20 protein-coding genes are annotated in these 19,384 nt (G+C 45.8%); 15 read left to right on the forward strand and 5 right to left on the reverse strand.

Annotated features, from left to right (window positions below; translation table 11 throughout):
• Positions 1-129: 129 nt before the first annotated feature.
• The 10 genes from trmB to B5Z18_RS32730 all read left to right on the forward strand — a co-directional run bounded on the left by trmB (position 130) and on the right by B5Z18_RS32730 (position 6,909).
• Complete coding sequence (gene trmB / locus B5Z18_RS19795) at positions 130-837, forward strand: tRNA (guanosine(46)-N7)-methyltransferase TrmB (protein WP_079471225.1); 708 nt, start codon at positions 130-132, stop codon at positions 835-837.
• The gene (locus B5Z18_RS19800; RefSeq protein WP_079471226.1) at positions 809-1,012 is read left to right on the forward strand and encodes a C1orf53 family protein; all 204 of its coding nucleotides are present in this window, start codon (positions 809-811) and stop codon (positions 1,010-1,012) included. Before trmB ends, B5Z18_RS19800 begins: the two co-directional genes overlap by 29 nt.
• Complete coding sequence (locus tag B5Z18_RS19805) at positions 939-1,361, forward strand: MGMT family protein (RefSeq protein WP_079471227.1); 423 nt, start codon at positions 939-941, stop codon at positions 1,359-1,361. Before B5Z18_RS19800 ends, B5Z18_RS19805 begins: the two co-directional genes overlap by 74 nt.
• A gap of 45 nt (positions 1,362-1,406) precedes the next feature.
• Positions 1,407-1,850 carry an IPExxxVDY family protein gene (locus B5Z18_RS19810; RefSeq protein WP_079471228.1) on the forward strand — a complete coding sequence of 148 codons (444 nt, stop codon included), beginning with the start codon at positions 1,407-1,409 and terminating at the stop codon, positions 1,848-1,850.
• 83 nt (positions 1,851-1,933) lie between these two features.
• Positions 1,934-2,164 (forward strand): 4a-hydroxytetrahydrobiopterin dehydratase, encoded by a 231-nt coding sequence (locus tag B5Z18_RS19815; protein ID WP_079471229.1) that lies wholly within the window; start codon positions 1,934-1,936, stop codon positions 2,162-2,164.
• Positions 2,165-2,184: 20 nt separating this feature from the next.
• Positions 2,185-4,269 carry a histidine kinase gene (locus tag B5Z18_RS19820; protein ID WP_143313648.1) on the forward strand — a complete coding sequence of 695 codons (2,085 nt, stop codon included), beginning with the start codon at positions 2,185-2,187 and terminating at the stop codon, positions 4,267-4,269.
• Between the two features lie 29 nt (positions 4,270-4,298).
• Positions 4,299-5,051: a LytR/AlgR family response regulator transcription factor gene (locus B5Z18_RS19825; RefSeq protein WP_159454364.1), complete on the forward strand. Its 753-nt coding sequence runs from the start codon at positions 4,299-4,301 to the stop codon at positions 5,049-5,051.
• 258 nt (positions 5,052-5,309) lie between these two features.
• On the forward strand, positions 5,310-5,945 hold the full coding sequence (locus B5Z18_RS19830; RefSeq protein ID WP_079471232.1) for a TetR/AcrR family transcriptional regulator: 636 nt from the start codon (positions 5,310-5,312) through the stop codon (positions 5,943-5,945).
• A gap of 64 nt (positions 5,946-6,009) precedes the next feature.
• Positions 6,010-6,615 (forward strand): outer membrane beta-barrel protein, encoded by a 606-nt coding sequence (locus B5Z18_RS19835; protein ID WP_079471233.1) that lies wholly within the window; start codon positions 6,010-6,012, stop codon positions 6,613-6,615.
• A gap of 120 nt (positions 6,616-6,735) precedes the next feature.
• A complete protein-coding gene (locus B5Z18_RS32730) occupies positions 6,736-6,909 on the forward strand; it encodes a hypothetical protein (RefSeq protein ID WP_168771287.1) in 174 nt (57 codons plus the stop codon).
• Between the two features lie 70 nt (positions 6,910-6,979).
• Here B5Z18_RS32730 and rho read toward each other — a convergent pair whose 3' ends face one another.
• On the reverse strand, positions 6,980-8,692 hold the full coding sequence (rho, locus tag B5Z18_RS19840) for a transcription termination factor Rho (RefSeq protein ID WP_079471765.1): 1,713 nt from the start codon (positions 8,690-8,692) through the stop codon (positions 6,980-6,982).
• A 446-nt stretch (positions 8,693-9,138) separates the two neighbouring features.
• Here rho and asnS point away from each other — a divergent pair, with 446 nt between their 5' ends.
• From asnS to chrA, 4 genes are all read left to right on the forward strand, one after another.
• The gene (gene asnS / locus B5Z18_RS19845) at positions 9,139-10,578 is read left to right on the forward strand and encodes an asparagine--tRNA ligase (protein ID WP_181784981.1); all 1,440 of its coding nucleotides are present in this window, start codon (positions 9,139-9,141) and stop codon (positions 10,576-10,578) included.
• Between the two features lie 154 nt (positions 10,579-10,732).
• On the forward strand, positions 10,733-11,254 hold the full coding sequence (locus B5Z18_RS19850; protein WP_079471235.1) for an ExbD/TolR family protein: 522 nt from the start codon (positions 10,733-10,735) through the stop codon (positions 11,252-11,254).
• Positions 11,255-11,297: 43 nt separating this feature from the next.
• The gene (locus B5Z18_RS19855; RefSeq protein WP_079471236.1) at positions 11,298-12,254 is read left to right on the forward strand and encodes an isopenicillin N synthase family dioxygenase; all 957 of its coding nucleotides are present in this window, start codon (positions 11,298-11,300) and stop codon (positions 12,252-12,254) included.
• A 355-nt stretch (positions 12,255-12,609) separates the two neighbouring features.
• Complete coding sequence (gene chrA, locus B5Z18_RS19860; protein WP_227024460.1) at positions 12,610-13,770, forward strand: chromate efflux transporter; 1,161 nt, start codon at positions 12,610-12,612, stop codon at positions 13,768-13,770.
• On the opposite strand, the gene B5Z18_RS19865 is transcribed toward chrA, so the two are convergent.
• Genes B5Z18_RS19865 through ku form a run of 4 tightly spaced genes read right to left on the reverse strand, consistent with a single transcriptional unit; the run spans position 13,765 to position 18,924 of the window.
• Positions 13,765-15,114, reverse strand: a complete 1,350-nt coding sequence (locus B5Z18_RS19865; protein ID WP_310006448.1) for a sigma-54-dependent transcriptional regulator — start codon at positions 15,112-15,114, stop codon at positions 13,765-13,767. The genes chrA and B5Z18_RS19865 overlap by 6 nt on opposite strands.
• Before the next feature lie 16 nt (positions 15,115-15,130).
• On the reverse strand, positions 15,131-15,595 hold the full coding sequence (locus B5Z18_RS19870) for a DUF4199 domain-containing protein (protein WP_079471240.1): 465 nt from the start codon (positions 15,593-15,595) through the stop codon (positions 15,131-15,133).
• Positions 15,596-15,622: 27 nt separating this feature from the next.
• A complete protein-coding gene (gene ligD, locus B5Z18_RS19875) occupies positions 15,623-18,139 on the reverse strand; it encodes a DNA ligase D (protein ID WP_079471241.1) in 2,517 nt (838 codons plus the stop codon).
• Positions 18,136-18,924, reverse strand: coding sequence for a non-homologous end joining protein Ku (gene ku, locus B5Z18_RS19880; protein ID WP_079471242.1), 789 nt, complete (start codon positions 18,922-18,924; stop codon positions 18,136-18,138). Before ku ends, ligD begins: the two co-directional genes overlap by 4 nt.
• Before the next feature lie 107 nt (positions 18,925-19,031).
• On the opposite strand from ku, the gene B5Z18_RS19885 reads away from it, so the two are divergent.
• Positions 19,032-19,379 (forward strand): hypothetical protein, encoded by a 348-nt coding sequence (locus tag B5Z18_RS19885; protein ID WP_079471244.1) that lies wholly within the window; start codon positions 19,032-19,034, stop codon positions 19,377-19,379.
• Positions 19,380-19,384 lie beyond the last annotated feature (5 nt).

Here is a 19,384-nt window from a genome sequence, read left to right on the forward strand (position 1 = left end):
TCTGTACTTACTTATAAAAGATGCTGCCGGCTAGCCGGCAGCATCTTTCTTTTTTATATCCCGGCCTCAAAGCGGCAAGTTCCCCATTATCCCTCCCCCATTCAAAAAATCGCCCTATTTTTGCGGCAAATGGGACAAAAAAAATTACAACGATTTGCTGAAATCGAAACCTTCCCCAATGTATTGATATACCCGGAAGGTATGCAGGGAAAATGGAATGAGTTCTTCAAAAACAGCCACCCTGTTACATTAGAGCTGGCCTGTGGTAAAGGAGACTATACCCTGGGCATGGCCCGGCTGTTTCCTGATCAGAACTTTTTAGGCGTGGATCTCAAAGGCAACCGCATCTGGAGAGGCGCTAAAACCGCCATGGAAGAACCGCTGCCAAACGCTGCTTTCCTGCGTACACAAATAGATAAGCTCAATAATTACTTTGCGCCGGGAGAAATAAAGGACATCTGGATTACCTTCCCTGACCCTTTCCTGCGCAATTCCAAGTCGAAGAAAAGATTAACGCACCCTAAGTTCCTGCAGCTGTTCCAGCCTTTGCTGGCGCCCGGAGCCACCATTAACCTGAAAACAGACTCCCCGCAGCTGTATGCTTTCACACAGGAAGTAATTGCCGCGGCCGGATGCACGTTAATAGAAGATATTCCTGATGTATACGCATTACCGGAAGTACCGCCGTTGCTGAGAATCCAGACCTTTTATGAAGGCATGCACCTCGCCGATGGCAGAACAATCCGTTATCTCAAATTTCAATTGCCTGCTGCACCGTTGAACTGGCAAAGCATTAAACTGCCTTCCGATGAAGCAACCGTTGGTGGAGAAGATTGATTTCTACTATAATGCCCAGGGCTATATGGTATTTACCGAAAAATTCCACCTCGACCGGGGCTTCTGTTGCGGCAACGGCTGTAAGCACTGTCCATTTAATTATGAAAAAGTACCCGAACCCGAAAGATCAGCACTCCTTGCCCGCCGCAGGGACGAAGGAAAAGAAGGCCGCTGAGCCGGTTTCTTTTTTTGAAACGGTTTTTAAAATTGCACGCACCATACCGCGCGGCCGGGTAACCTCCTATGGCGCCATTGCAGACGCTTCCGGCTTAAAGCTCACCGGCCGCATGGTTGGCTGGGCCATGAATGCAGCCGGCAGCGCCAAACCGCCTGTTCCCGCGCATCGTGTGGTAAACAGCAAAGGAGAACTCAGCGGCCGGAGTCATTTTGCCACCCCTACCCTGATGCAGGAATTACTGGAACAGGAAGGAATAGTTGTAAAAGAAGATAAAATAGAAAATTTTAAAGCCGTATTTTGGGATCCGGGACAACCTTTAAAAAAGGGCAGTAAAAAGAAAGGATAAAATATTAATTCAACATCCGGACAGGGTGCAGCGCTACTTTTCCATATGACAATACTCAAGCTTAAACTGGACAACGACCAATTGGTAGAGGACTTCTTTGAAAGCACCTACGTAATCGGCATCGCTTCCACTACGCGGGATTATCAGTTGTGCTGGCATATTAACCGGCAGTTGCATACCAACTTCCGGGTGAATAACAACCTGGAAATTACCCTGTCTAAAAAAACAAGATCTTTTCATTTCCCCGTATTTGAGTTTCACGAACCAACCAATTCAGTAGCACACTACCTTTATAACAACCGTTGCCAGGCAGAATTCCTGCTGCCCGAACTTAAACAGATCAATTTTCTGTGGATGATCAAGGGGGATTACTACCAACCCGGCGATGTAAAAAAATTATTAGAAGAATTACGCCTTGTTCCGCTTGTACAATTAGTATCTTTACTTGATATCAGAGAGATCAAGAATAAGATGAACCTTATTTTTTAGGAGAGGCACGACGCATCAGCGGTAATATTTTGACCAGATTCCATGACAGACCCGATGTTTTACCTTTAAATTCCTGATTTTTTATGTGGGAAGAAAGAAATAAACAGCTTTACCGGGCTTTTGAATTCAAAGACTTTCGGGATGCGTTTGCATTTATGACCAAGGTTGCACTGATCGCAGAGAAAATGGATCACCATCCCAACTGGAGCAACGTTTATAATAAAGTGGAAATATTCCTGTGCACACATGATGCCGGTGATATCATCACCGCTAAGGATGAAGCAATGGCAAAAGCTATTGACAAATTGCTATAACCAAACTTATATTACACTTTGTGAAGCGCATTATTCTAATGCTGCTGTTGTATTGTTACACTGCAGAATCCTTTGCCACTGTAGATCGTACCCCAGTAGACACACTGATCACTGATACTGCTTTCGCCCCTGCGAATCTGGACCTGCGGCCTTTTTTATATGTGCTGACAGCCGATGAGCAGCACCTGACCCCGGAGCAGGCAGCCACTATGCCGTTTGCCCGGCAGGAAAGCATCTTTCATAGTAATCCCCAGAATAACGGACGGGTTAATAACTGCTGGCTACGGCTTACTGTAAAAAATAAAAGCAATAAACCGCTATCGTACCACCTGTTTTCCGGCTGGCACGACTATATGTACTGGTACGCGCAATCTCCGGGCGATAAGCCCCGGCTGCTGATGCAAACCGGTTTAATGCTGGACAAAGGTGGCGTGGAAAGATGGAACCACTACGCATTTGCCGTACAGGTACCAGCAGGGGAACTCCGCACGTTTTACCTTCATATCATCAATAAGTCTTACAATGAAGGCGCCCTGATGCCTGCACTTTTCAGCACCGAAGCCTATGGCACCTTCCGCGACAAACAACTGGACGGCTTCCGCAAAGAAGCCGTAGTAATCCAGGTGCTGCTGGGTATGCTGCTCGTATTTTTTAGTATTTCCATTATTAACTATATCCAGCTACCCGACAAATCGTATATCTATTTTGCAGCCTATATACTTGGACTGATCCTCTTCTTTGCGTTGCGGCTGGATGATAAGCCTTACCAGTTGTCGTTTTTCCACCGCTGGCCCATGCTGAAATATTATTGGGACATTCCCGGCCTGTTGTTTTGCTTTTACCTGATGTACCTGTTATTTGGCAATGCCTTTCTTAACCTTACCGAGCGATATCCTTTTATGGAGCGCGCGTTTACCTGGGTAGCGGCGATAGTGGGCGGGCTGATCATATTATGCTTGTATTTTATCAGGATAGGTCAGTACCACATGCCTACCATTATATACAGCTATGTGTATTTTGTAACGCTGGTACCGCTGCTGGCGGTATTTGTGGCATTGGCGCGGCGTTCCCGTCACCATCCGCTGGTCCGGTTCTTTTTGTATGGATCGGTATGTTTATACCTTGCCTGCCTGGGCTCCTTCCTTATGCATGTGCGGCCGCTGGGCTTACTCAGCGCCCTGGGCGAATTGGCAGCGCCTACTATCCTGCTGATAGGCGGTGTACTGTTGCAGGCCATGTTTTTTCTTGCCGGGTTGAGCTACCGCAATAAACTGGTACACCTGGAAAGAACCCGTACCCAGGAACTGCTGATTAAGCAGCTGAATAAAAACAAAGAGCTGCAGCGCAAGCTGAATGAGCAACTGGAAGAACTGGTAAAAGAGCAAACCACCGAGATCCTGCGCAAAAAGCAGGAACTGGAAGAGCAGCGAAAGAAGCAGCTGGAAACAGAATATGATAAAAAGCTGACAGAAATTGAACTCAAAGCCATCCGGGCGCAGATCAATCCGCATTTCATTTTCAACTGCCTGAATTCCATACAATTATTTGTGATGCAGCGGGATTATGAGTATGCACAGAAATATCTTTCTGACTTTTCTTACCTGATCCGCAAAACGCTGGACTTCTCCCGGCGTAATTTTATATCCCTGGCAGATGAAATTACCTATCTGAATACTTATCTTGGGTTAGAAAAGATGCGGTTTGAAAACCGGATGGAGTATGAAATAGTAGTAGACCCCGTGATTGCCACCGCCGAACTGGAAATCCCCGCGATGCTGTTGCAACCTTACGTGGAAAATGCCGTAAAGCATGGCATGACGAATCCCAAACAGCCAACAGGAAAGCTTTCCATCTATTTTAACCAGGTGGCTTCAGATATGCTGGAGTGCGTGATTGCAGATAACGGAATTGGCATTGCCCGTTCCAAATCATTGCGTATGCTGCCAAAACATCACCAGTCGTCCGGCATGGAAATAAGCCAGAACCGCGCTGAGTTACTGAACAAAATGTATAATACTGAAATCCATATAGAAATTATTGACAGATCATCTGAGGATGAATCGGATAGCGGCACGATCGTTAAAATACTGATCCCCCAGTTATAATTTTAGTGTATCCGTTAATGTTACTTTTTATGATAAAGGCTATTATAATCGATGATGAGAGAAACAGCCGGGACATAATCGCGTTAATGCTCGGTAAATACTGCCCTGAAATTACGATTGCCGACATGGCCTCCGATTGTGCGGATGGCATAGAAAAAATAAAACAGCATCGCCCCGAACTGGTATTTCTTGACCTGGAAATGCCTGATGGTACCGGCTTTGACGTACTGGCCGGCACTTTACCGGACATCCCTTTTGAAGCGGTGTTTGTAACTGCATTTGAAAAGAAGTTCCTGCATGTAATCCGTTTCAGTGACGTGGAGCTGATACTGAAGCCTATCGACAAAGAAAGCCTGTTGCAGGCAGTGGCACTGATCACAGAGCGGATTAACACCGGCAGCAGTAAAGACCGTTACCGCGTATTGCTGGAAAATTTCAATAACAGCAAGCCTGTGGCCTGGCAGCTGCTGATCCCTGCTACTAACGGGGAAGCCTATACTATTAATATCCCCGCTATTGAATACCTGGAAGTAAAAGGCGATAACTGTATGTTCCGCTTAAACTCCGGTAAGCTGATTACAGCGGTGCAGTCGTTCCGCTACTATGCCGATCTTTTTACTTCCCTTCACTTCTACCAGATCAACAACAACCAGATGATACAGATATCCAACATCAGCCGCCTGGATGGTTCTTCCGGGAAGGTGGTGCTGAAAGGCGGTACTACACTGGATATTACCGAAAAAAGGCAACGTGATCTGCTGCATAAAATGGCGCATCATTAGCCGTTCCGTTTCGTGTATCCCTTTCCGGTAATTATACAATTTCAATTTTTCCGCGGACATGTTTTCGATTTAGTTAACGATTTGCCAACGTTTTTGTGAACGTGTTAGTATTTCTATGACTTTCCGTTCGTTTTAATGTATTGCGCGAAGGGTACGTAACAATTTCTTAACAAAAAAATTTGGTGGTTTTAGTTTTGGTCGTACATTTGACCCGCAAAACAAAATAGTCAAACAGTCAGTTTTGTTTAGCAGCACACTATGGCAGAGCAGGACCTGAAACGAACGATGATTCTGGAAGCGGCGTTAAAGCGCTTCAAGCGGTTTGGGTTGTCTAAAACTACCATGGAGGAGATAGCCAGGGATCTGGAAATTTCCAAAGGCTCTTTGTATTATTATTTTTCAGATAAAGAATCCATCTATGCGGCGGTGGTAGAGCGTATGATAGCCGATTGTTTCATTGACATGTCGGCATATGTGGAAGAGGCGCGTTGTACCGCAGACATCATGGATCGCTACCTGGCGCTGAAAGAAAAAATGTTGCTGGAGTATCATTTTCTGTTTGGTGTAAACGAATGGATCAAGGATGTTCCTTCCAGCAGGATGCGGCAAACGATTGAGTTACTGCAGCAGGTGGAAATTTCTTTTCTTTCTGCTACTATCTCAAAAGGGGTGAGCAGCGGGGAACTTAACAAGGATACGGATACAGCACTCACGGCGCAGCTACTGGTAAATGTATTATTCGGATTATGGGTAATATGGTGCAAGTGGCAGGCAGCAGGTTTTGATCCGCACGACAGGGAAGCGCTGAAATGCTTTATGGATCGTGAAAAACAAGTACTGACCATTTTTTTTAATGGCTTAAGATATCGACCAAACATCAACAAGGATTGCTAAGAATGTATGTAGAAGAACCAATAACACAGGAATAGTTTTAATGAATATTTAAATTTAACGACAGATGAAAAAGTTGATTGTATTGGCCGCAGTAGCACTGTTCGGCACACAAGTAGCAAAGGCTCAGTTTTCGAAAGGCGATGTAATTTTAGGAGGTAATCTGAATGTTACGACCAGCTCACAAAAAGTAAAAGACACAGACAACAAAACCACCAGCACTTCCTTCGGTATCAGCCCGAAAGTTGGTGTGGCACTGACTCCTAACTGGGTTATCGGTGTATTCGCAAGATCAGAATTCAGCAACGACAAAAATGTTGCAGGTGTTAAAACCAAATCATCCGATATCACTCCGGGCGTTTTTGTTCGTAACTACCACATGATCGGTGAAAGCAAATTTGCATTCTTCGCTGAAGCCAATGCCGGCTACCACTTTGGTACAGACAAAACTGATGATACCAAAACAGCTACTTACAACGGTTTCTCCGTTAGAGTATTGCCTGGTATCACTTACTTCGTAACCAAACGTTTCATGCTGGAAGGCGCATTCGGTGGTCTGAGCTACGCTTACGATCAGAAGAAAGCAGAACCAACAGGTGTTAAAACCAACACCAGCACTTTTAACTTCGATTTCCCTAAAGAATTTCAAGTTGGTGTAAACTGGATATTCTAAGCATCGTATGATGTTTTATGTAAGATAGTTATAAGGTTAGATAGATTGGATAATCCCGCCGCAGTACTACTGTGGCGGGATTTTTGCATTATAGCAGTAATTCTGTTTAAAATAACTGTTATGCGAAACCTAAAATTAGTACTGTCGCTTTTTACCGCCGCTATCATTTACAGCGGTTGTGTAACTACTCATCCGGGAGGCAATCCACATGGGTTACCACCGGGACAGCAAAAAAAGATCTATGGCACGAAGTCGGCCAAACCATTTGCACCCGGGCAACAGAAAAAACAATAGCATTCTATAAAAGCAAAAACCCGTTACGGATATCCGTAACGGGTTTTTGCTTTTATAAGATAACCTGTTTCTAGCTGTTCATAGAGATCAGGAATTCTTCGTTGTTTTTAGTTCCGCGCATGTGTTGCAGCATGAAGTGCATAGACTCATCTGTGTTCATATCGCCCAGGTGATTACGCAGGATGTGGATACGTTTCAGGGAATCTTTATCCAGCAACAGATCATCACGACGGGTAGAGGATGCAGAAACATCGATCGCCGGGAAGATACGTTTGTTAGCCAGTTTACGATCCAGCAACAGTTCCATGTTACCGGTACCTTTAAATTCTTCGAAGATCACCTCATCCATTTTAGAACCGGTATCGATCAATGCGGTAGCCAGGATGGTCAGTGAACCACCATGTTCTATTTTACGTGCCGCACCGAAGAACTGTTTTGGTTTCTGCATGGCGTTAGCTTCCACACCACCGCTCAGTACTTTACCGGAAGCAGGTGCTACGGTATTGTGTGCTCTGGCGAGACGGGTAATGGAATCGAGGAGGATCACCACATCATGACCGCATTCTACCAGGCGTTTTGCTTTTTGCAGTGCGATGGCAGATACTTTCACGTGTTTTTCAGCCGGTTCATCGAAGGTAGAGGCAATTACTTCTGCCTTTACGCTGCGTTCCATATCTGTTACCTCTTCCGGACGTTCATCGATCAGCACCACCATGAGGTAAATTTCGGGGTGGTTGGTAGCGATGGCGTTGGCTACTTCCTTGAGTAACATGGTTTTACCTACTTTAGGCTGCGCTACAATCAGTCCGCGTTGTCCTTTACCGATAGGCGTAAACATATCCATGATACGCGTGGAGTAGTTATTGGAAGTAGTAGTTAATCTCAGTTTTTCGAAAGGAAACAGTGGTGTCAGGTAATCGAAAGGTACACGGTCGCGTACTTCTTCCGGTGACTTGTTATTAATTGTTTCCACTTTCAGCAAAGCAAAGTACTTCTCCCCTTCTTTAGGCGGGCGTACAGAGCCTTTCACGGTATCGCCGGTTTTGAGGCCGAAGAGTTTAATCTGCGACGGAGACACATAAATATCATCCGGGGAACTGAGGTAGTTATAGTCGGAAGAGCGGAGGAAACCGTAGCCGTCGGGCATCATTTCCAGTACGCCTTCACTTACGATAACGCCATCAAATTCTATATTGAAAACTGGTTCTTTCTTATTAGGGAAGCGGTTCTTCTGCGCTGCAGGCACTATCGGAATTTCTCCGGGCACTACAAAATCGTCGTCTTCGTCCAGCTCATCTTCTGCCGGAGGAATTACTACCACTTCTTCTTCCTCTTCCGGTTCTTCATCTTCTGTAAAAGAAGGGATAATGATATCGTCATCATCATCGAAAGTGAGGGAAGGGATACTGTCCAGGTCTATCTCAAAGTCTTTTATTTTAGGCTTGGCGGAAGTTACCGGTTTCTCGTCTTCGTCATGATCTTTTGATTTATTACCGGTAGCTTTTTTTGCTGCTGGTTTCTTAGCAGCTGGTTTTTCTTCAGCGTGAGCAGGTTCTTCAGCAGCGTTGTTTGCTTCGTCTTTCTTTACAGGTTTGCGTTTCCGTGCTTTCTTTTCGTCTCCGTTGGCTTGGTTATCTTCTGAGGCTAATACTGCTTGTTTATCAAGAATTTTGTAGATGAGGTCCTGTTTGTTCAGTTTTTTTGCGTTGGGAACGTCCAGTTTCTCTGCAATATCAAGCAGCTCAGGAACGAGCATGTCGTTCAGTTGTAAGATGTCGTACATCATCTGTGTTGTCAAATTTTAGAAGTGTTGTGAGGCGGGTACCACTGCATACCAACATACACCAATTACAAATAATTGTTTTTGAGTCAATAAATTTAATTAGCTTATTAAATTTGATAGGGAATGATTGAGTTTAGGAACTGCTGATGAAGATGGAAAAATGAACTTAATCAGGCAGAATATACCGCAAGATTAAAACAAGTTTTACTATTATCCAAAAATATTTAAGTGCAAATTGCCCCAAAGTAGCCCCTAAAACCGCTCTTCCCCGGGCTGTACCCTACTGTTAGCCGAACGCTCAAACCCTTGTTTATACAGGGGTAGCGCCTGTTTGCCCCTCTTTTTTAACATTTCCTTTGCAGTAGCAGCCCGGAAAAAGGCCGGAGCCCGTACTACATACTATGAAGTTTTCCACTTATTTTTGCAATCCTAAAATTATATATATCATGAGCCAAAGGGTGAAAGTCAAGCAAATCTTGTCAGACGACAAGGCGCATTACGAAGTTACAGTTAAGGGTTGGGTGCGTTCATTCCGCAACAATCAGTTTATAGCTTTGAACGATGGCTCCACCAATAATAATTTACAAATAGTAATTAATACTGAGAATACGGATGCCGCGCTGCTGAAGCGTATCACTACCGGTGCGGCTATCAGCGCTACCGGCGAAATTATTCCTTCCCTGGGTAAAGGACAGAAAGTAGAATTAAAAGCGGCTACCCTGGAAATACTGGGCGACTGCGATCCGGAAAAATATCCGCTGCAGCTGAAGAACAAGCCCAGCCTGGAATACCTGCGTGAAATAGCGCATCTGCGTTTCCGCACCAATACCTTCGGCGCCATCTTCCGTGTACGCCACGCACTGGCATTTGCAGTACACCGTTTCTTTAACGAACGCGGATTTGTGTACCTGCACACGCCTATTATTACCGCTTCCGATGCAGAAGGCGCCGGTGAAATGTTCCGCGTAACCACACTGGACATGAAAAAACCGCCACTGAACGAAAACGGCGATATTGATTACAAGGAAGATTTCTTCGGCAAATCCACCAACCTCACTGTTTCCGGGCAACTGGAAGGAGAACTGGGCGCTATGGCCTTTGGCGACATCTACACCTTTGGCCCAACTTTCCGTGCTGAAAACTCCAACACAGCCCGCCACCTGGCAGAGTTCTGGATGATTGAACCGGAAATGGCCTTCTATGAGCTGGAGGAAAACATGGACCTCGCGGAAGCATTTATCAAGTCTGTTATCGGCTATATACTTGATAACAATCGTGATGACCTCGACTTCCTGGCCAACCGCCTCGCGGAAGAAGAGAAACAAAAACCACAGCAGGAACGCAGTGAAATGGGACTGATTGAAAAGCTGGAATTTGTGCTGAACAACGAGTTTGTACGTATTACCTATACAGAAGCCATCGACATTCTGAAAAACAGCAAGCATAATAAAAACAAAAAGTTCCAGTACCTGATCGAAGGCTGGGGCGCCGATCTGCAGAGCGAACACGAACGCTACCTGGTAGAAAAACACTTTAAGAAACCGGTGATCTTAACCGATTATCCTAAAGAGATCAAGTCTTTCTACATGAAGCTGAACGACGACAATAAAACCGTGCGGGCAATGGATATCCTGTTCCCCGGCATCGGTGAAATGGTAGGCGGTTCGCAGCGTGAAGAGGACTACGACAAACTGGTAAAACGTATGCAGGAAATGCATGTGCCGGTAGAAGAACTAAGCTGGTACCTGGATACCCGCCGTTTTGGTACTGCGCCACACGCCGGGTTTGGCTTAGGCTTTGAACGCCTGATGCTGTTTGTTACCGGTATGACGAACATCCGCGATGTAATTGCATTCCCGCGGACACCGAAGAGCGCAGAGTTTTAAGCGGAGTTATTATTTTTGATTTTATAAAAAGAAGGGAGACAGCCGTTGGCTGTCTCCCTTCTTTTTTATCTCTTACTTATGGAAACTCCCCTTCTCCGCATCTATACTCCTGAAAGCGCTTTCAACCAATTTCGTTTAACCTAAACCGTTATTTATGGCTGAAATAAACACCGCTACACAGGGGAGTAAAAGAGGCACCCGCAGCAACAAAAAATCTACACGTGTAGATATGACACCTATGGTAGACCTGGGATTCCTGCTGATCACTTTTTTCATGCTTACCACCACCATGGCCAAACCCAAAACAATGGATCTTATCATGCCCAAAGAAGACGGCGATCCGATGTCGTTGCCGGCCAAAAAAGCACTGACCGTAATCCTCGGTCCGGACAACCGTATTGCCTGGTACGAAGGCATTGGCGACGACCCCGCAATGCCGCCACAGGTGCACTACAGCACCTATGCCAACCGTAACGGAATCCGGGATGTGATCATCGCAAAAAAGGCTGCCGTATACGAAGCTTTCCACAAGAATGAGCTGATGGTACTGATCAAAGCAGACAAGGCATCGAATTATAAGAATGTGGTGGATATGATGGATGAAATGCTCATCAATAAAGTAGACCGCTACGCAATGGTAGATATTAACGATAAAGAGGCCGGCTACTTCAAATGAGCTATTTTTCCCTACCTTTATCGCTCCAAAACAATTATTCAATATGGCAACTACCCACTCTATCCCCTCAGTGGATCTTGCAGACTTCACATCCGGAGATGCAGGACGAAAGGCAGCCTTTGTGCAGCAGTTAGGTAAGGCTTATGAAGAAGTTGGTTTTGTAGCGGTAAAGAATCATGGGATTCCTGACGAACTGATTGCGGACCTCTACAAATACGTACAACAATTCTTCAAGCTTCCCGCTGACACCAAACATCAGTATGAAATTCCGGAACTGGCCGGGCAACGCGGTTATACTTCCTTTGGTAAAGAACACGCCAAAGGTTATGACGCTCCGGACCTGAAGGAGTTTTTCCAGTTTGGTCAAACTGTGGAAGATAAAGATCCTATCAGTTCGGAATATCCTGCCAACGTACAGGTAGCGGAAGTGCCGGAGTTTACGCCAACTTTCTTTAAAGCATACCGTGGGTTTGAAAAATCCGGTAAATACCTGTTACAGGCCATCGCCCTGTTCCTGGGACTGGAGGAAACCTATTTTGATGATAAAATCCATAATGGCAATTCCATCCTGAGAGCCATCCATTATCCGCCTATCACGCAGGAGCCTAAATCGGCCATCCGTGCGGAGCAGCATGAAGATATCAATCTCATCACTTTACTGGTGGGCGCCTCTGCGGATGGTTTGCAGATCCTGGATAAACAAGATAACTGGGTACCGGTTACCTCCCTGCCGGAACAGATTGTGGTAAATGTGGGAGATATGTTGCAGCGGTTAACAAACAACCGTTTAAAATCTACCACACACCGGGTGGTGAATCCTCCCCGCGAAATGTGGAATACTTCCCGCTATTCGATTCCTTTCTTCCTGCATCCAAAATCCAATATGAAACTGGACAGCCTGGAAAGCTGCGTTACTGCACAGAACCCGCTGGCATATGAACCCATCACTGCCGGTGAGTACCTGGATGAGCGCTTACGCGAAATAGGCTTGAAAAAATAGGGACTATACATAGCAAAGTCCCGGTAAAATTGTTACCGGGACTTTGTAAATATCCTGCGTATAAGCAAGTCTCTTCTTTAACGGTTCTTCCTGATATGGTTATTCTTTAGATCCGAACATTTCTCATGTTGGTGGGTAATTAACCTGTCTGATAAATTGATCACAACGGACAAAAGGCCATATTCGTTATAATAATCACCGATATTACAAGTATTGTGCCTTTATTATTTTGGGGATTACCGATATTAGCAACACGGTTGTATTTTGTCCGGATATTTGAGTACCTTATAACCTGTCCAATCGGCATACACTAAAATAAACTGTGCTTCTACGTCATATACCTTTTCTTAAAGCTGTGCTATTACATAGCATCACTGCCTACGGAGGCCCGCAGGGTCATCTGGCCATGATGATGAAAACATTTGTACAGCAACGGAAGGATGTAACGGAACAGGAGCTGATGGAATACAATGCTTTCTGCCAGCTGCTTCCCGGCGCTTCTTCTTCCCAAACCCTTACCTTAATCGGCTATAAACGCGGCGGCGCAATACTGGCTATTATTACCCTGCTCATCTGGATTTCCCCGGCCTGTTTGATCATGGGTTCCCTGAGTTTCCTGTTGCAATATTTCGGCAAAAATGCCCTGCACACTGATATTTTCAAGTACGTACAGCCGATGGCGGTAGGCTTCCTCGCGTACGGGGGCATCCGTGCTTTCCGGATCAGTATTAACAGCGTGGCCACTTTTGCCATCATGGTGGTATCCATGTTCACTGCCTTCTTCCTGAAATCGCCGTGGACCTTTCCCGCGCTGATCATCCTGGGGGGTATTGTATCCAACTTCAGTAACAAACGTATTCCCGGTGTGGCGGAAAAGCCCCGTAAAATACAGTGGGGAAATATCTGGTTATTTGTGTCGTTGTTTATACTCGCCGGATTCCTTTCTGAGCTGGCGCGTACCCACGAGTGGATTACCAGGCGGCCATTTAACCTCTTTGAAAACTTTTACCGTTTCGGCAGCCTTGTATTTGGCGGAGGGGATATCCTGATTGCGATGATGCTGGAACAGTATGTAACCCGCGCCAAATCGCAATATCTTTCTGCGGAAGAGTTACTTACCGGCGCCGGTATTATGCGGGCGCTCCCTGGTCCTACCTTTTCCATATCTGCGTATGTAGGCGGTATGGCCATGCGTAACCTGGGTATGGGTTACCAGTTCCTGGGGTGTATTATAGCGCCTATTGCGATCTTTTTGCCCAGCCTGTTGCTGGTATTGTTTTTCTTCCCTATCTGGAATAACCTGAAAAGATACGTGGTGATATACCGTGCCCTCGAGGGGATCAATGCGGTAGTAGTGGGTATTATGTGGGCAGCCACTTTTATTCTCTTCTTTGTGATCCCGGTCAACTGGTACAACCTGCTGATCATGGCCAGCACCCTGGCATTGCTGTGCCTTACCAAGGTGCCTTCCCCTTTTATCGTACTGGCGTGCCTGTTACTGGGCTGGCTGTTATGATGCGCTGATATTGTATTCTTTAATTTTATTGTAAAGCGTGGTTAACCCGATGCCCATCAGTTCTGCGGCCCTGGTTTTATTGCCTTTGGCGTGGGCCAGCACCCGGATAATGTGTGCTTTTTCCATATCTGCCAGTTTAAGGGAAGATGCATCTTCCGCGTTCCCTTGCTGAAAATCGAACGGCAGCACGGGGGTATCCAGTATGTCCGTGTCCGTTAGGATGGCGGCTCTTTCGATTACATTACGCAGTTCGCGGATATTTCCCTTCCAGCTGTGCTGTTGCAGCGCCTGCAGGAAAGCGGGCGTCATCCCGGTAATACGTTTATTCATTTTAGGCGCTATCTGCTGAAGAAACCAGGTGGCCAGCAATGGGATATCTTTCCGGCGTTCGTTTAGTGATGGCAGGGAAATCTGGAAGGCCGACAGCCGGTAGTAGAGATCGGACCGGAAATGCCCGGCTTCGATTTCCTGCTCCAGTTGCCGGTTGGTGGCAGCGATGATCCGTACATTTGTTTTAGTGGGTTTTGTTTCGCCCACTTTATAGAACTCCTGCGTTTCCAGCACACGGAGCATTTTGGCCTGCAGTTCTATCGCCATCTCTCCTATTTCATCGAGGAAAATGGTACCGCCGCGGGCTTCTTCAAAAAAACCTTTTTTATCTTTTACAGCGCCGGTAAAGGCGCCGGCTACGTGCCCGAATAATTCGCTTTCGAGGATCTCTTTTCCAAAAGCGCTGCAGTTAACGGCTACAAAGGGTTGTTGCCGCCGCTGGCTCCCCTGGTGAATGGCCTGTGCAAATACTTCCTTACCGGCGCCGGTTTCTCCCAGCAACAGTACAGTCATATCTGACGGCGCCACTTTTTCCGCCAATGCAATGGCGGCGCGTATTTCAGGGGATTCGCCCAGGATGCTGCCGAAATTATATTTACCGCCGATCTTCTTTTCCAGGTCGCGGATGCGGAACTGCAGGTGTGCCTTATCCAACGCTTTGCTCACCAGCGGGAGGATCCGGTTGTTATCGTCTCCTTTGGTGATATAGTCAAAAGCGCCGTTTTTAATGGCCTGTACCCCATCGGCGATGTTACCATATGCCGTGAGCACAATGGTTTCAATTTCGGGGTACCTGGCGCGTATCTGCTGCACCAGTTCCACCCCGTTGCCATCCGGCAGCTTTACATCAGACAGGATCACCTGTATTTCTTCTTTTTCCAGGATCTTTAAGGCAGACCTTATATTGCCCGCCTCATGAAGTGTATATCCTTCCAGGGCCAGCAGCCGGCTTAAAAGCCTGCGGAGCTGGTCCTCATCATCGATTATTAAAATATGGCCTTTAGACATAGCCATGCAAAGATAATAGTTCCTATGGCTTCCGTGATTTATCTGTTTTCTGATTGGGTTTAAAAACCATAGCACCCAGCAGGGCTGCCACTACGCCAACAAAAATATTTACAAATAAAGCATTCCCCAGGAAGTAAATCCAGAAACTGCTTTTTACCGTGTCTTCCTCCTGCAGGGCGTGCGATGGGTTTCCACCCACTACCAGGTGAAAAATGAGCAGGAATATAGCATACATAATAGTGGCTATGATAGTGGTGCGTAAACCCATATTAAAAGACGTCATAGCCGAGTTCTTATCTTTATGTACCCTGTTATAATGAATAATGGAGATCAGCACACCGAGGAACATGATGAGGTTGCCAAAATATCCCATCCACAAATTGCCGTACAACTTTGTTACATAAAAGAGGAGGGTAAAAACGATGCATATGGCGCCAAGAATGAAACCATACGCCGGTAGCGCTTTTGAAGATAAAGGCCTTTCCATAACTCAGTATTTAAATGAACAAAATGATCAGGCGTGCGCATTGCTTTCTATTTCACGGATCACTTTACGCAAGTCATTCTTAATACTTTTAATATCGTGCCACAAGTCGCCAGTTTCGTTTAACCGTTCCAGTGAGTTATGAATATTAAAATCGCTGATACGGAGTTTTTCATTCACTTCTTCCCACAGAAGCGGCATAGATACCGTAGCACCGGGTTTTGGACGGGCGGAATAAGGAGATGCGACCGTTTGTCCTTTACTGTTTTGCAAAAAGTCGATATACACTTTTTTATTCCGGGCAGATTTAGCGCGAACCACACTGGTGCTTTTTGGCAACTCCTCATTAACATGGCGTGCAATATATTCCGCAAGCAGCCGGGTGGTATCATAAGAATGCTTTGCCCCAACAGGCACATAGATATGTAAACCGGTAGAGCCGGAAGTTTTACAAAAAGAGGTAATGTTGAAATTATCCAGCATGTTTTTGATATGCAGGGCCGTTTCTACCACGTATTTAAAATCAATGTCTTCCGGGTCAAGATCCAGTATCATAAAGTCCGGTTTGTCGAGGCTGCTTAACCTCGACAGCCAGGGGTTTATTTCTATACAGCCGAGGTTTACCATATAGGCCAGCGTAGCTTCGTTATTACATACCAGATAGTCTACATCCTTACCGGTAGAATCTGCGTGCAGCGGCACGCTCTTAATCCAGGCGGGGGTTTGTTCCAGGTCTAGATCCTTCTGGTAAAAAGAAGGTCCTTTGATACCGTTGGGAAAACGGTGCAGCGACAGCGGCCGGTCTTTCAAATGAGGCAGCATATATTTTGCCACCGACAGGTAATAATCGATCAGTTGTCCCTTTGAGATCTGCTCATCCGGCCAGTATAATTTCGTTTGATTGGTGAGGGATACTTTCTTGCTGTTGAGCGTCAGGGTGCGTTCTTTTTCAATAGTAGTAGCCATGTTTATTTTTTTTGCGGTTTCAGGATGTACTTCTTTTGCCGGTTTATCTTCCCGGAGGCCGAGGAAAACTGGTTGCCTCAGATGTCCGTCGCCGGTCCATTCCTGGAATTTCACTTCACATACCAGCTTCGGCTTTACCCAGGTAACGGGCATATTGGTGGCCACCTTTTCTGAGAAGGGCGACGTTTTGCTGATCAGGGGCTGCAGCCTGTTGTAAAGTTCACCGATAGTGGCTTCGTTTAATCCGCCTCCACAATGCCCGATGTATTTCATTTTTTTGTTTTCATACATGCCCAGCACCAGGGCACCTATCTGTTTCCTGCTGCCGCGGGGAGCTGTATATCCACAAATCAGCGCTTCCTGTTCGTTCACAATTTTTATCTTCAGCCACGACATCCCTCTTCTGCCTTCTTCATACACACTGTCTGTTTTCTTGGCAATGATGCCCTCCCACTGTTGCTTCCGGGCTTTCTCAAAAAAGCTGGTTCCTTTTTTTAGCACATGAGAAGAGAAACGGATTGTTTTATCATTTAATTCCGCTATCACATCTTTCAGCAGGCTTTTCCGTTCCAGCAGGCTCAGGTGCTGCAGTTCATTCCCATCGAGATGAAGCAGGTCGAACACCACGTATACCAGTTTCCCTTTACCTGTAGTCCGGTAATTCTGCAGGGTTTGAAAGTGGGATCTGCCTTTATTATCCAGTACAATAATCTCTCCGTCCAGCACCACATTGTGCGAAATTTTCTCTACGGCAGCCACTACCGCGGGATAGTCATTGTTGAATGATTTCTCATTGCGCGAATATAAAGTTGCCTTGTGCTTTTCCACGCTGGCAATGGCCCGGTAGCCATCCCACTTCGTTTCAAAGAGCCAGCCGTCCCCATCAAATGGTTCACTGACAAGGGTTGTAAGCATGGGCTTATATACTTTCTTTATCCGGTGAACAGCCCGTGCTGTTTTATTTTTTGACTCACTACGTACTACTGCTGTTACTTTTTTTTTTGCCACCTTCGTGGTTGCTTTATTCTTTTCTCCCTGTGCTTTTATTCTTTCTGGCGTATAGTCTTCACTGTTATATTCATCTACTGCGTACTTATCCTTATGTTTGATCAGCAGCCATGCATTTTCTTCGCGTCCTTTCATCTTCACAAGGGCAAATTCTCCCTTTAGCTTTTTCCCTTTCATTACAATTTTAAGATCGCCGGATTTCAGCTCCCGGAGGGCTTCTTTATCAAAACTTTTCCCATCGGGATTCATCAGTTCAAAGGTGCCTTTGTCCCAGATGTACACCGTACCTGCGCCATAGTTGCCTGCCGGGATGGTGCCTTCAAAATCCTTGTAATCGTAGGGATGGTCTTCTACTTCCATTGCCAGCCGTTTATCTGCCGGGTTCATGGACGGACCTTTTGGTATTGCCCAGCTTTTCAGCACGCCATTTACTTCCAGTCTGAAATCATAGTGCAGCCGGGAAGCATGATGGCGTTGTACCACAAAGATGTGTTTCCCTGCCACCGGTTTACCGGTAGCAGGTTCGGTAGTTTCCGTGAAGTTTCGTTTCTTTTTGTATTCCGACAGGCTCATGATGCGCGTTTTTTAGTGGCGGTGGGTTTACCACCCAGACTGGCTTTCAGCTGATCGAACAGGTTATCGCTCTTGGTGTGTACCACACGCATTTTCTTCACTACGGTTTTCTTACCACCGGCTTTGGCCTTGATAATTTTCAGGAGTTCCGCTTTATATTCATCTTTATACTGACTGATATCAAATTCGGTCGTGTATTGTTTTACCAGTTCTATGGCCATATCCAGCTCCTTCTTTGCCAGTTTTATATGTGTTGGCAGGGTGAGGTCGCCGGAAGGGCGGATTTCTTCCGCAAAGCGGAGTTGTTGCAGCAGCAGGTAATTTTCCCGTGGCCGGATTACGGCCAGGTGTTCCTGGGTACGCAGCACAAACCTGCTGATGCCCGCCTTACCCGTTTTTTCCAGGGTTTGTTGCAGTAAGGCATATGCCTTTTCGCCCCCTTTAGCGGGTTCAATGAAATAAGGATTTTCAAAATAGATGTCATCGATTTCTGTTTCTTCCACAAAAGATTCTATTTCGATGATCTTACTTTTTTTTGGGCTGGCTGCTTCAAAATCTTCATCTTCCAGTATAACATACTCATCTTTATACAGATAGCCTTTTACGATCTGTTCCCAGGGTACTTCTTTACCTGTATTTTCATTGATGCGCTGGTATTTGATGTGCGCCCCGTTTTTGCTATCCAGCATGTCCAGGTCCAGGCGGCTGTCCTGTGTAGCGCTGAATAGTTTTACCGGGATATTTACCAACCCGAATCCTATGGATCCTGACCATATAGCTCGCATAAAATGATAGTTTTGGTATTAAATAAAAGTTAACACAAATGGTACCATGATATTAAAACATCGCGGCATAACTTTTGGTTTTTTAAGTTTAACTAAAACCTTATTTTATGGAAAAGCCAGGCGAAATGACAACTTTATCGAGGGTATTGGAAAAGCTGCATGAGAAAGGATTTGATCATGAGTTAAAGATGAGTGATCACGGCAGGTTACAGAATACGGATGAGCAGAAGATCTATAACCCGGAAGACCTGACTATCATTAAAACCTATCGTTTTGAGGGAGAGTCAGATCCTTCAGATTCCTCCATTTTGTATGTAATGGAAGACCAGGATGGCAATAAGGGCTACATACTGGACGCTTACGGCGCCTACAGTTCGCACGAAGAGGCAGGTTTTGACGAATTTATCCAGAAGATTAAAGTAGAAGACAGAGAAGATCAGCTGATATTCGGATAGCCGGG

Origin of the sequence: Chitinophaga ginsengisegetis (assembly GCF_900168065.1) — a bacterium.
GTDB classification, from domain to species: Bacteria; Bacteroidota; Bacteroidia; order Chitinophagales; family Chitinophagaceae; genus Chitinophaga; species Chitinophaga ginsengisegetis.

Bases quoted from the DNA above. Each gene is read 5' to 3' on its own strand.
- trmB (WP_079471225.1), top strand. From the start codon at position 130: ATGGGACAAAAAAAATTACAACGATTTGCTGAAATCGAAACCTTCCCC.
- B5Z18_RS19800 (WP_079471226.1), top strand. From the start codon at position 809: ATGAAGCAACCGTTGGTGGAGAAGATTGATTTCTACTATAATGCCCAG.
- B5Z18_RS19805 (WP_079471227.1), top strand. From the start codon at position 939: ATGAAAAAGTACCCGAACCCGAAAGATCAGCACTCCTTGCCCGCCGCA.
- B5Z18_RS19810 (WP_079471228.1), top strand. From the start codon at position 1,407: ATGACAATACTCAAGCTTAAACTGGACAACGACCAATTGGTAGAGGAC.
- B5Z18_RS19815 (WP_079471229.1), top strand. From the start codon at position 1,934: ATGTGGGAAGAAAGAAATAAACAGCTTTACCGGGCTTTTGAATTCAAA.
- B5Z18_RS19825 (WP_159454364.1), top strand. From the start codon at position 4,299: ATGATAAAGGCTATTATAATCGATGATGAGAGAAACAGCCGGGACATA.
- B5Z18_RS19830 (WP_079471232.1), top strand. From the start codon at position 5,310: ATGGCAGAGCAGGACCTGAAACGAACGATGATTCTGGAAGCGGCGTTA.
- B5Z18_RS19835 (WP_079471233.1), top strand. From the start codon at position 6,010: ATGAAAAAGTTGATTGTATTGGCCGCAGTAGCACTGTTCGGCACACAA.
- B5Z18_RS32730 (WP_168771287.1), top strand. From the start codon at position 6,736: ATGCGAAACCTAAAATTAGTACTGTCGCTTTTTACCGCCGCTATCATT.
- rho (WP_079471765.1), bottom strand. From the start codon at position 8,692: ATGTACGACATCTTACAACTGAACGACATGCTCGTTCCTGAGCTGCTT.
- asnS (WP_181784981.1), top strand. From the start codon at position 9,139: ATGAGCCAAAGGGTGAAAGTCAAGCAAATCTTGTCAGACGACAAGGCG.
- B5Z18_RS19850 (WP_079471235.1), top strand. From the start codon at position 10,733: ATGGCTGAAATAAACACCGCTACACAGGGGAGTAAAAGAGGCACCCGC.
- B5Z18_RS19855 (WP_079471236.1), top strand. From the start codon at position 11,298: ATGGCAACTACCCACTCTATCCCCTCAGTGGATCTTGCAGACTTCACA.
- B5Z18_RS19865 (WP_310006448.1), bottom strand. From the start codon at position 15,114: ATGGCTATGTCTAAAGGCCATATTTTAATAATCGATGATGAGGACCAG.
- B5Z18_RS19870 (WP_079471240.1), bottom strand. From the start codon at position 15,595: ATGGAAAGGCCTTTATCTTCAAAAGCGCTACCGGCGTATGGTTTCATT.
- ligD (WP_079471241.1), bottom strand. From the start codon at position 18,139: ATGAGCCTGTCGGAATACAAAAAGAAACGAAACTTCACGGAAACTACC.
- ku (WP_079471242.1), bottom strand. From the start codon at position 18,924: ATGCGAGCTATATGGTCAGGATCCATAGGATTCGGGTTGGTAAATATC.
- B5Z18_RS19885 (WP_079471244.1), top strand. From the start codon at position 19,032: ATGGAAAAGCCAGGCGAAATGACAACTTTATCGAGGGTATTGGAAAAG.